The organism is Pedobacter petrophilus (assembly GCF_009674725.1).
Lineage (GTDB): Bacteria > Bacteroidota > Bacteroidia > Sphingobacteriales > Sphingobacteriaceae > Pedobacter > Pedobacter petrophilus.
The window spans coordinates 190,985-202,282 of record NZ_WKKH01000004.1 but is presented as its reverse complement, the minus strand read 5'-3'; the positions used below and the strand labels follow the sequence as shown (position 1 = coordinate 202,282).

The following is an 11,298-nucleotide window of genomic DNA, read 5'->3' as shown; positions in this document are numbered from 1 at the left end:
AGACAAGGGTTTCTTCTGCTTGAATTAAACCTATTGATGTGAAAAAATTGAGGGAATTTTTACTTCGTTTTAGATACCACCTTTTTCTTATTGTTTTTTCCCAACCAGATTAAAAAGCCAGTTGTAGGCAAAGTGGCAATGATTAAGGCTGCCAGGAAGGCCAGGATTTTAGTCGGCCATCCAAATATACCTCCATCATGGATATCGAGATTAGAATTTCGCCACTTCATGCCAAGCGACTTATCCTGATGCAACATTTTGTCAAACAGCATTCCGGTGTTCGGATTGAAATATAAATAGCTAAGTCCCCGCCAGGCATCTCCACTGTTGATGATTTGAACGGTAGCCATCATGCTGATCTTTTCTTCTTCCGGATAATTAAGCAGGATGATTTTAAAATTCCCATGATTCAATTTTAGAATGGTATTTAATGCAATGTTGCTCGCTTCTTTTGTTTTTACTTCGCCTGGAAGCTGAACATATTCTTTAACCAGATTAGGTCTTTTGGATGTTCCGAGAGATTTATAAATACCGAGTTCCCACCACCTGAACGACCAAACTAAACCTGTAATAACGATAATGAGTGCGAACGGGATTACATAGAAGCCAAATGTGCTGTGCAAATCCCAGTTGAGGCGTTTAAATTTAGCATTCCATTTAACTGTTAACCGTTGTTTTAAATTCCTGAGCTTTTTAGGAAGCCAGATCACAAATCCGGTAATAATGATAATTAAAAACATCAGTACCGAAGACCCGACAATGATACTTCCTACTTGCTTGTTTAACAATAAGAACTGATGGGTCATCCTGACAAGCCTGAAAAATTCATACTTGCGATTCACTATGCCATTAACCTTGCCGGTAAATTGATTAATATAAACATCTTTATTGTAGGCTACCTGATCAAGGTAGAAAATAGATTTGGATTTCTTATTGGCTTTATTCGCGGAGAAAACATAGGCATGTTGGTCTGACTTAACCTCGAGCAAATTAATTTTTTCGCCCTTAGGAAGTGCCTTTTGTGCATTTTCTTCTAAAACGTATAGCGGCATCGGTTTTCCCCCTGCCTTTACGTAAACTAAATCTTGATGAAAAACATTAAATAACTCCTCTTCGAAAACGAAAATACAGCCGGTAATAGAGACGATTGTGATAATCAACCCGCTGATCAGGCCGAGCCATAGATGCAGAAATGCTGCTATTTTCTTAAATTTTTTCAAGACAATTAATTAAAGGTATAACCCAAAGTAAATAGATAATTTGATGGCGTACCCGGGAACAATCTGATATAATCGTATCCGCCAACCCAATGTACCTTGTTTGTGATGTTGTTCATATTAAATTGAACCTGCACTTTACCAATGTTGTAATAAAGCGCTGCATTAAATAAAGTATAACTTGGAATGGTTTGGGTTAAGTTTTGAGAAAGGGTTCTGGAATCTACGTAATTTGAACCCCCACCAATACCCAGGCCTTTCAAGGTGCCATTAACAAAATTATATTTTAGCCAGACGTTGGCTGTATTATTTGGTGCATTAGGTTTTTGTACGCCAATTTCTGCGGCGATTGGGCTTTCTGTAATATAGGCCCTGTTGTATGAATAAGATGCCAGTATGCTTAACTGAGGGATAACCCGACCAATCAGATCAAATTCTATCCCCCTGGATCTTTCTTCGCCAACGGCACGTAAAAGATCTGGCTGACCTGCTACATTTGCCGGGTAAGTTACATTTTTCTGTTTAATCTGGTAAATGGCAGCAGAAGCCGTTAAGCGGTTATCCAGCCAGCTGGTCTTCGCACCAAATTCAATCATATCGCTTTCCAGCGGATCAAACGGGCCGCCTGCATTTGGATTTGAAAGGGTGGAAGCCGTTTGGGGCGTGTAACCCATTACATATGTACCATATAGGTTAATATTTTGGGTAGCGGAATAAACCAAACCGAATCTTGGCAAGAGTGCTTTTGAATGTGTTTTGGCTTCATTAGGTTTGAGGTAATTAGCGAAATCTGTATAATATTCGTAGCGTAAACCAATTAAAGCCTGCAGCTTTCCTAATTTAATATTGTCCTGTACATATCCGGCATGAAGGAAATAATAAGTGGGATCAAACGCTGCCTGAACAAAAAAGTTTTTACTATCATCCTGCAGCCTTTGTGAAGCCATCACATCATTTAAATTAAACGATGGTACGTTAGGAACCAGTAAATTGTTAACCACGAGGAAACGTTTAATGTAGTTGGTCGGATCCTTATCATAATCAGACTTTACAAAACTAATTGACCCGGTGTTTGTAGCATTACGATAGTTAGATGCTGTAAGTTGTGAAGCACCAACCGGGAGTTTTTCACTAGCATAATCATATCCGGCAACAATGGTTTGTTCTATTTTGCCTGTTTTAATTTTATAATTGATAAAGCCTGAAAAGTTGTCAACGTACCTTTTACGAATCCTGTTGAAAATCTGCATGGCAACCAGATTGTCTACCGCTTTTCCGGTAGCGTCTAAAGCATAACTATTAGCGCTTCTGTGCTCATATAGGTCTTCACTGTATCCGGTTTTCATGTAAGATGCAGTAAAATTCAGGTTATCACTGAAACGGTGATTTAATGAAAGCGACACATTGTAAGTTTTTTCATTTAAACGGTCGTTCCCGGTATTTAAAGAGGTAGACTGAGGGGTAGAATACAGATTCCCGGTTCCAAATACCGACTGGCCTCTATCTAAACGGCTTTTCGAATCATTATAAACCAGATCGAAATTCAGGCTTGTGTTTTTTGAAGGTAGAAAAGTGAGTGATGGCGCAATAACCACATTCTTATCAAATTGTAAATCACGGAATGAATTTGCATCCTCATATCCGAAATTTAAACGATAAAGCAATGTACTATCTTTATTTGCTGGTCCGGTTACATCTGCAAGTGCACGAAAAGTGTTGTAACTTCCCATAGAAAGGCTTAGTGATTTACGGGTTTCTGCCAGAGGTTTTTTAGTAACGCGGTTAAGTACGCCACCCGGACTCGCATTTCCATACAGTGCTGATGACGGCCCTTTTAACACTTCAACCCGTTCCAGGTAATTGGCCAAAGGCTGTTTCCAGAAACCTGTGCTGCTGCGCATGCCATTGATTAATTGGGTGTTACTGCCTCCGTTTATTCTGAATCCACGGATGGTAATATCATCATAAAAACTGAACTGATTTACACCGCTAAAGTTTTTTACCACATCGCCAACCCGTACGGCTCCCTGATCTGCAATTAATTCTTTACTGGCATAAGAAACAGACTGCGGTAAATCTTTTAATAGAATTTCAGATTTACTCCCAATAAATGTAGCAGTGTTTTTATAAGTTTTTTCCTTCCTTCCTGTAATTTCAACCTGTTGTAAATCTGATTTCGTTGTTGACAGGCTAATATTTAAGGTGATCTTACCGCGGTTCAGATTAATATTTCTGCTGGTCGTAATATAACCAACATAGCTAAATTTTATTGTTTGAGAGGTTTTGCTTACAGATAAGGTAAAATTACCGTTGTTGTCTGTAGTGGTTTTTTCATTACCATTATTAGAATATACATTCACCCCAGGGATAACATCTCCTGATTCATCGGTTACTTTACCGTTAATGGTAACTAATTCTTGAGCAGAGACAAGGGCATAAACGCCCATAAAAATGATCAGGAATGATAATTTTTTGTAAATATGGCACATCGGTTCTGTTTGGTTTTATTTAGACTAAATTTAAATAATGCGCAAATCTAGAATATATTCTGGAAATGTTCCAAACGAAATTGAAAAATATTATTGGCGGTGGAGGATAGGGTTGTAGTTCCCTTGATAGAAATGTTTAATCAGGATGATTATTTATGCTTGTTTTTTTCTTCAATCCAGAGTGACATGTATTTGGTATGTTGAATTGCCTGGTGATTTAAAATCTGGCCAAAAAAGTTGTTTTGACGATGTGTTGTTAATTGCGTTAGCAAGTCATTAATTCTGGAAGTGAAATCTGCAGCAAAATGATGTAAATTGTACCGTTGGTTAATAATCTGGACGCCCTTTATTTGCGCAGAAGTCCACAAGGCTTTATCAGTGTATAATGCTATCGACTTTTCTACAAAAGTTTGCAGATTATCTTCTACAAAACCGTTCCAATCCAGTTCGCCTTTCATTGCTTCTGCGCCAATTTGCGTGGTTACAGATGGAGTTCCCACTTGCATAGCATCAATAAATTTTCCTTTAACGCCAGCGCCAAACTGAATGGGAGCGAGTAGTATTTTATGTTGTGAGAGGGTTTCACGAGCATTTTGAGCTCTACCTTTAATAAAGAATTTTTCCTTTTTATTCTCTAATTGTAATACTTTTTGCGAAGCATAGGAACCATATATATTTAAATTAGCACCAGGGATTTTTTTTCTTAAGGCTGGCCAGATGCTGTTTTTTAAGGTTTGCACAGTGTTCCAGTTTGGTTCATGAAGAAAATTTCCAATAAAAACGAAGTCTGCTCTTTGCTCAAATGGAATCCAGTCTGCGGCTATTTCCGGCGTTATCTCCTCTTCGAGAAAGGGTAAATAATGAAGAATCGAACCGTCGACTTTAAATTGCTGTGTTAAGATTTTCATCTCTGCCTCAGAAATGATTAGTGATAAATCGCTGCGTAAAATGGAGGCAATCTCTCTTTTTGCTAAATCTGAGAATAAATCTGTAGCGGTTTGTTTTTTAATGCTTTGTTCCCGTGCATTTCTTAAAAAATGAAGGTCCTCTGTGTCTAAAATTTTCAGTGCATCCGGGCATTCCTGTTGAACGCGCCACCCATATTGCTCTTCAATCATGAATCTATCGAATAACACAAGACCCGGATTTAAGTCTTTTACAAATGAGTTAAAGCTACTATCATTTAATTTAATTTCATGTTCAACAACATTTCTTCCGGTGAAGTCGAAACTGAAATCGCTTTTTAAAGCCGCACAGGCGAAGATAATCTGATAGTCGTTGCTTAAGAATAAATCGATCAATTGAATCATTCTCGTTCCTGCTGCAGATGAAGTGGGTTCTGGCCAGACTAATCCAATAATCAATAATTTTTTAGCACTCATATTCATTGACCTGCAAAATAAGTGCTTTTTTTTGACTCCCGCAGATAAATGTGATTTTCGAAGATTACAACCTAAAATTTTCATTCATCTTCTAAATCTGTGGGAGATATTAACGTTTGCTAAATATTATTAATTTTGCAACTCAATACAAAGCACACATGTTAGGATTAAAATTGTTGACAGACCCGCGTTGGGCAAATATTGCGGAATCAAATCTTGAAGAAATTTTATCTGATCATGCCTGGTGCGAACAGAAAGCCGCAACAAACGCAATCACTTTAATCACGCAGAACTCCGAACATCAGGATCTTGTTGAAGAATTAACGGCAATTGCCATTGAAGAAATGCAGCATTTCCAAATGGTAATTGATATTATTAAGCAACGGGGTTATACTTTAAGTCGGGAGCGCAAAGATGATTATGTTGGACGGTTGGTCAAATTTAGCAAGAAAGATGGCAGTCGCAATCAATCTTTTATCGATCGGCTCTTATTTGCAGCAATGATTGAAGCAAGAAGCTGTGAGCGCTTTCGTGTACTTTCCTTAAACATCAAAGATGAAGAACTCGCTACATTTTACCATGAATTAATGGTTTCTGAAGCCGGACATTATACCACTTTTTTAAACTTCGCCCGTAAATATACCATCGATGTAGATGTAGATAAACGTTGGAAAGAGTGGCTGGAATTTGAAGGTGAATTGATTCAAAGTTTTGGAACGAAAGAGGCGATACATGGGTAAGAGCTAAATGTTGAAAGTTATAAGTTATAAGTCTGGGTGCTTAGCCTTTGAAGCTTTAACTTTCGACTCATTCCTATGAATATTCCACAACCAGATTACAATATCCTGATAGCTGTCGATGCCTTTTTTCTGGTTATTCAGTTTTAAAAAGCGATCAAAAGCGGCATCCATGTAACCAAACATTTGTCCGTTATATTTCCGCCAGAATTCTTTCTCTGTTTTAAAATCGGCTAAAACCTGCGGAAGCAATTTATCATGCAAGGCCTGATACTGTGCAGGAGACTTCATTCTGATTTCGAATAAAATATAACGCAGCATTTCGTAACTGGCAGCGTATTGGTAGTTCAGGTCCGGACTGCTGCTTGCCGTTAAATAACCCAATAGATTGGCTTCATCTTCATAAGCAATGCCCAATTGGTGGGCAATTTCATGACAGGAGACATAAGGCTTAACAAAATCAGGGAGGTTCATATTCATATTGGCTTCTCCAGACAATGGTGCATAATAGCCTTCAATTCCAACTTTACTGATGATCCAGGGATTTAAAACGGCTTTTAAACAAGGATTTGAATATTTAAATACCGAGTTTTTCTTTTCCATTAAATCGTAAGCTGATGCTGATTTTATTTCCAGTTCTTTTATTGAATAAATCGGTGTTTTAGGTTGTCTCAGTTTTAAATTATTAGTCTTCTTAATAAAGTAATCTGCCAGCAAGACTAATTCCTTAACGGTATATTTTTCATTTCCGATTTTGAGTGCTTCGCTGATGCTCGGGCGACTGTAATTTAACCCCCAAACGATTTTGAAAATGATATAAAGTATTAAAAAGAAGTTTAAAACCTGTAATGGAACGGTAATCCGATGTGATTTAATTAAAGTTGTTCTCCTTTTGTAAAACCGGATGATTTTATAAAGTACGTATCCAATAAGCAAGGCATAAATTATATCACCTATAGCAAATGGAAATATTGATGAGATGAACCTGAGGGCTGAAGATATATAAGGATAGAAAACTGTGGAATAATAATTGTCTACTGCGGCTGGAAATAAACCAAAAAGGAAAATTAGGCTAGAAAGGCCAATTAATATGACCGATTGGATTAGGATAGAACGTTTAGTCACTATTTGTAATGTCCTTTTAGTGAATAAACAAAAATATAATTATTAATAACTTCATAAACAATTCGATGCTCTTCGTTTATTCTTCTAGACCATTTGCCGGAAAGTTTATGCTTTAAAGCCTCTGGTTTCCCTAATCCAGTAAAAGGATGAAGTATCATGTCTGCAATAGTATTTCTATTCTTTTTTGAACGATTTTGTTGCCAAAATTTAAAGTCTGTTATCGCTTGCTCGTATAATTCTATCTGCATATCAAATTATTAATTGAATAAATTGGGATGCAAGAATTAAAGGGGGGATTTAAAGGGGTGTTATTTCCACATATCTTGAACATTGATTTTAAGACCGGGTTTTTCGGATTTTCTTGCCTTTTCACTGCTCAAAATTTTCTCAACAAATTCCCGATTATAGGGGCTATTTTCGGTTTCAAAATCAATTTTCAAAACTTTCATGACTGCTTTTAAAGCGATTGCTTCTTCTTCGTTTTTAGGATGGGCAATTAATGTTTCCATTTGATTATAGTCTTGTTATAGCAAATATAGCAAAACTATAATTTGAAATGGCAGATTAGGTTAATAGTTTTAAGTCTTCAATATACTGGAAATGCTTTTGGTTGAGGTATTAAAGTTTAGGTTATGTGCAACTGCTGTTGCTGCAATAAATAAATCAGTTTTATCTATACTTTTGCGTTTCAGCTTATTTTGAATGTCTACTGCCGCGAGCGCTGCGTCTCCATCGAAAGGAAATACAATGAGGTTCTTCTAATGTATGAGAACTTTTTTTATAGTTTTTTTTAACGATTTTACAAAACCAGCGACTTCCTCTTTCAGATTTGAAGGAAGTGAAGAAATCTCGGCGTATAACTGTAAATTGCTCATATTTATAAACTTAACAAACTAATTTACGTAATTATTTTTAATTTTAGTAATTAGAGCAGAACCTTATCTCGCAAAAGTTAGTCGCTTCCCAATCTGATCCGTCGTAAATCTTCCTTTCAGGTAGGCTAAATTTCCAGAGACAAAAGTATGTGTTACGCTGGCCTGAAAAGTATCTCCATCAAAAGGGCTCCAGCCACATTTATAAAAATTGTTTAAGGTGGTTACCTTCCAGGAATCTTTTAAGTCTACCAAAACCAAATCTGCCCAATAACCTTCGCGGATAAATCCGCGTTTTTCAATATCAAAGCAAATGGCCAGATTGTGAGCTGTTTTTTCTACAATCTTCTCCAGTGAGATTTTTCCTTGTAAATGCATTTCCAACAACGCAGGCAATGCATGCTGAACCAAAGGTCCGCCTGAAGGTGCCGAAGCATAAGGTTGCTGTTTTTCTTCTAAAGTATGCGGGGCATGGTCGGTTGCAATTACATCAATATTATCATTCAATACACCCTGAAGCACTCCACTTTGATCAGCCTCAGTTTTTACAGCCGGATTCCATTTAATGAAATTACCTTTTGTTGCATAGTCTTTATCATTAAACCAAAGGTGATGAATACAGGCTTCGGCAGTAATTTTTTTATCTTTTAATGGGATGGTGTTATCAAACAATGCAATTTCTTTCGCAGTTGAAATATGGAGGATATGCAACCGGGTTTGATACCGCTTCGCCAATTCTACGGCTAACGATGAAGATTTATAACAAGCTTCCGCACTTCGGATCAGTGGATGCATATCTATAGTTAAATCATCGCCATATTTAGCTTTATATTCTGCTAAATTCTTACGAATAGTTGCTTCATCTTCACAATGTGTGGCTACTAATATTGGTGCTTTGCTGAAAATATTTTCTAATGTTTTCTCATTGTCAACCAGCATATTCCCAGTAGAAGAGCCCATAAAAACCTTAATGCCACAAACATTTTTAGCGTCGGTTTTAAGCACTTCTTCGATGTTATCATTACTGGCACCCATGTAAAATGAGTAATTTGCTAATGATGTTTCAGCTGCAATTGCATATTTATCAGCTAATAACTCTTGTGTCAAGGTGTTCGGAACGGTATTTGGCATTTCCATAAAAGAGGTAATTCCGCCAGCGACAGCAGCCATACTTTCGGTAAAAATATCTGCTTTATGGGTTAAACCGGGCTCCCGAAAATGAACCTGATCATCAATCATGCCTGGTAAAAGGTATTGTCCTTCGGCATTAATTTCCTGTGCCTCAGGTGCTGAAAGATTCTGACCAATTTTGGCAATTAATCCATCTTTAATTAATACATCAGCTACAAATTTTTGTCCTTCGTTTACTATTGTGGCGGCTTTTATCAGGTAAGAATTCATGGTTTCAAAGGTAGTAAATTAGTATCAAGTAGGAAGTATCAAGTATCGAGTAGCAAGTATCGAGTAGCAAGTATCGAGTAGCAAGATTGGGCGGATGAAAGGTAGGAGTGGAGTTGGATGTTGCTGGCTGGAATTAAATAAACCTGACAGCAGCGGGCACGAAGTGTAACGAAGTAAAGCGAATGGCAGGGCTATTTCATCAGAAGGGTTACTGAAATTGCTTTACCCAAAATCCCCAGAATGAAACTTTGATTTTACAATTGGTTTAAACCTTCTACCTTACGCCTTCAAACCCTCAACCTTAATCACTATCTTTGTGCGCTATGGCAAAATCGTTCGAAGAATTTAAGTTAAACAGGCAAATTTTAAATGCAGTTGCCGATGCAGGTTATACCGTTGCCACTCCAATTCAGGAAAAAGCGATTGCACCTGTATTATCCGGGCAAGATATTTTCGGTATTGCAGAAACCGGAACAGGTAAAACTGCAGCTTTTGTTTTGCCGATTTTAATGCAATTGAAATATGCTCAGGGCGAAAATCCGAGGGCTCTGATTTTATCGCCTACGCGTGAGTTAGCGATGCAAATTGCAGAACAAGTGAAGTTATTTTCTACTTATACTGATTTGCGTTCGCTGGTAATTTTCGGCGGTATTGGTCCGAAAACACAAAAGGAACAAATTGCTAAAGGCGTTGATATTTTGATTGCAACACCAGGAAGATTTCTCGATCTTTATTTAGCAGGCGACATCAATACGCAAAGCTTAAAGTTTTTAGTGTTGGATGAAGCTGATAAAATGATGGATATGGGCTTTATCGGATCGATCCACAGGATTTTAGAAATTGTGCCCCGGAAACGTCAGAATTTACTGTTCTCTGCAACAATGAGTGATTTGGTGCAGAAAATTGCTGGTGATTTCTTAAATAATCCAATGGTTATTGAAGCCTCAGCGCAAGCTACACCGGCAGCCAATGTAACGCAGGCTTTATATTATGTTCCAAATTTTAAAACTAAAATTAACTTACTTCAGCACCTGTTGAAGAATGATGAGGCTTTTAGCCGCCTGATCATTTTCTGTAAAACGAAAACAGTAGCTGATAATATTTTCAGCTTTATTGAGCGCAGATATGGTGCGGGGAACGTACGTGTAATTCATGCCAATAAAGGACAAAATACCAGAATCAACTCAATTAATAGTTTTAAGGAAGGAAATATCCGTGTTTTAGTGGCAACAGATGTAGCCAGTAGGGGAATTGATGTGAGCGATGTGAGTCACGTAATTAATTTTGATGTGCCGATTATCATCGAAGATTATGTACACAGAATCGGACGTACAGGCAGGGCTTTCTCGAAAGGGGATGCGATAACTTTTGCAACAGATGCAGAGAAATACTATATCCGTAAAATTGAAAAATTAATTCGCCAGTATATTCCGGTTGCTGAAATTCCGGAAGGTGTTTATATTGATGAAACACCTTATGAGGAGCGCCAGCATATTGCCAAGGAGATTGATATGCAAAAGCGGAAGGAGGACCCTGATTTTAAAGGTGCTTTCCATGAAAAGAAGCATGCTGCAGCAATAGAGAAAAAGGTTCGGGAGAAAGCGAAAGAAAAAGCAGGAAAAGAAGTGAAATCATTTAAAAAGGGTAAGAAATTCGATAAGAAAAAATAGTGTAAACTGAGGCAATCTGAATAAATTAAAATTTTTAAAGTAATTGTTTTGACGGTGATATGCTTCCGATGAAAAACAACAATAGATAATAGCAAATGAAACTTCGGATTACACCTTTAAATATAATTGGTGCAGGCGCAGCGGTTACTGCTTGCTATCTGTTCTTAAATCCAAATGCTTCGTACCCAAACATCAATATAAACGGCTTAGTTGCCTGGGGCCTGGGAATATTAGTGGTAGTTACTTTTGTTACGGATTTAGTTTTTCGTTTCGCACTGAAAGACCTGAAAAGAATTTGGATCATAGAATCTATCTTTCTGGTGATTACTGTAATTTTGATCGTCATCATTCAAAAGGTAAGGTAATTAACAGGTCAAAAAAAATGAGAAAAAGTAATCTCTGTAA

General features: G+C 37.3%; 10 protein-coding genes. 3 read left to right on the top strand and 7 right to left on the bottom strand.

What is annotated here, in order from left to right; all coding sequences use genetic code 11:
- Positions 1–59: 59 nt before the first annotated feature.
- The 3 genes from GJU39_RS04160 to GJU39_RS04150 form a co-directional block, all read right to left on the bottom strand.
- Positions 60–1,220 carry a PepSY-associated TM helix domain-containing protein gene (locus GJU39_RS04160; protein WP_154279433.1) on the bottom strand — a complete coding sequence of 387 codons (1,161 nt, stop codon included), beginning with the start codon at positions 1,218–1,220 and terminating at the stop codon, positions 60–62.
- Between the two features lie 5 nt (positions 1,221–1,225).
- Complete coding sequence (locus GJU39_RS04155; protein ID WP_209437585.1) at positions 1,226–3,706, bottom strand: TonB-dependent receptor; 2,481 nt, start codon at positions 3,704–3,706, stop codon at positions 1,226–1,228.
- Positions 3,707–3,855: 149 nt separating this feature from the next.
- Positions 3,856–5,088: a glycosyltransferase gene (locus tag GJU39_RS04150; protein ID WP_245227686.1), complete on the bottom strand. Its 1,233-nt coding sequence runs from the start codon at positions 5,086–5,088 to the stop codon at positions 3,856–3,858.
- Between the two features lie 158 nt (positions 5,089–5,246).
- Between GJU39_RS04150 and miaE the strand changes: the two genes are divergently transcribed.
- Complete coding sequence (gene miaE / locus GJU39_RS04145; protein ID WP_154279431.1) at positions 5,247–5,828, top strand: tRNA-(ms[2]io[6]A)-hydroxylase; 582 nt, start codon at positions 5,247–5,249, stop codon at positions 5,826–5,828.
- 24 nt (positions 5,829–5,852) lie between these two features.
- Here the strand turns inward: miaE and GJU39_RS04140 are convergent, their stop codons facing one another.
- From GJU39_RS04140 to GJU39_RS04125, 4 genes are all read right to left on the bottom strand, one after another.
- On the bottom strand, positions 5,853–6,950 hold the full coding sequence (locus tag GJU39_RS04140) for a DUF3810 domain-containing protein (RefSeq protein ID WP_342448175.1): 1,098 nt from the start codon (positions 6,948–6,950) through the stop codon (positions 5,853–5,855).
- Positions 6,950–7,198: a Txe/YoeB family addiction module toxin gene (locus GJU39_RS04135; RefSeq protein WP_154279430.1), complete on the bottom strand. Its 249-nt coding sequence runs from the start codon at positions 7,196–7,198 to the stop codon at positions 6,950–6,952. The genes GJU39_RS04140 and GJU39_RS04135 overlap by 1 nt, the downstream gene beginning before the upstream one ends.
- A 60-nt stretch (positions 7,199–7,258) precedes the next feature.
- Positions 7,259–7,459, bottom strand: a complete 201-nt coding sequence (locus tag GJU39_RS04130; protein ID WP_154279429.1) for a DUF2683 family protein — start codon at positions 7,457–7,459, stop codon at positions 7,259–7,261.
- A 429-nt stretch (positions 7,460–7,888) separates the two neighbouring features.
- Positions 7,889–9,223: a dihydroorotase gene (locus GJU39_RS04125; protein WP_154279428.1), complete on the bottom strand. Its 1,335-nt coding sequence runs from the start codon at positions 9,221–9,223 to the stop codon at positions 7,889–7,891.
- A 323-nt stretch (positions 9,224–9,546) separates the two neighbouring features.
- Between GJU39_RS04125 and GJU39_RS04120 the strand changes: the two genes are divergently transcribed.
- Both GJU39_RS04120 and GJU39_RS04115 read left to right on the top strand, forming a co-directional pair.
- On the top strand, positions 9,547–10,893 hold the full coding sequence (locus GJU39_RS04120) for a DEAD/DEAH box helicase (protein WP_154279427.1): 1,347 nt from the start codon (positions 9,547–9,549) through the stop codon (positions 10,891–10,893).
- A 95-nt stretch (positions 10,894–10,988) separates the two neighbouring features.
- Positions 10,989–11,258: a hypothetical protein gene (locus tag GJU39_RS04115; protein ID WP_154279426.1), complete on the top strand. Its 270-nt coding sequence runs from the start codon at positions 10,989–10,991 to the stop codon at positions 11,256–11,258.
- Positions 11,259–11,298 lie beyond the last annotated feature (40 nt).

Bases quoted from the DNA above. Each gene is read 5' to 3' on its own strand.
- GJU39_RS04155 (WP_209437585.1), bottom strand. From the start codon at position 3,706: ATGTGCCATATTTACAAAAAATTATCATTCCTGATCATTTTTATGGGC.
- miaE (WP_154279431.1), top strand. From the start codon at position 5,247: ATGTTAGGATTAAAATTGTTGACAGACCCGCGTTGGGCAAATATTGCG.
- GJU39_RS04150 (WP_245227686.1), bottom strand. From the start codon at position 5,088: ATGAGTGCTAAAAAATTATTGATTATTGGATTAGTCTGGCCAGAACCC.
- GJU39_RS04135 (WP_154279430.1), bottom strand. From the start codon at position 7,198: ATGCAGATAGAATTATACGAGCAAGCGATAACAGACTTTAAATTTTGG.
- GJU39_RS04130 (WP_154279429.1), bottom strand. From the start codon at position 7,459: ATGGAAACATTAATTGCCCATCCTAAAAACGAAGAAGAAGCAATCGCT.
- GJU39_RS04125 (WP_154279428.1), bottom strand. From the start codon at position 9,223: ATGAATTCTTACCTGATAAAAGCCGCCACAATAGTAAACGAAGGACAA.
- GJU39_RS04115 (WP_154279426.1), top strand. From the start codon at position 10,989: ATGAAACTTCGGATTACACCTTTAAATATAATTGGTGCAGGCGCAGCG.
- GJU39_RS04120 (WP_154279427.1), top strand. From the start codon at position 9,547: ATGGCAAAATCGTTCGAAGAATTTAAGTTAAACAGGCAAATTTTAAAT.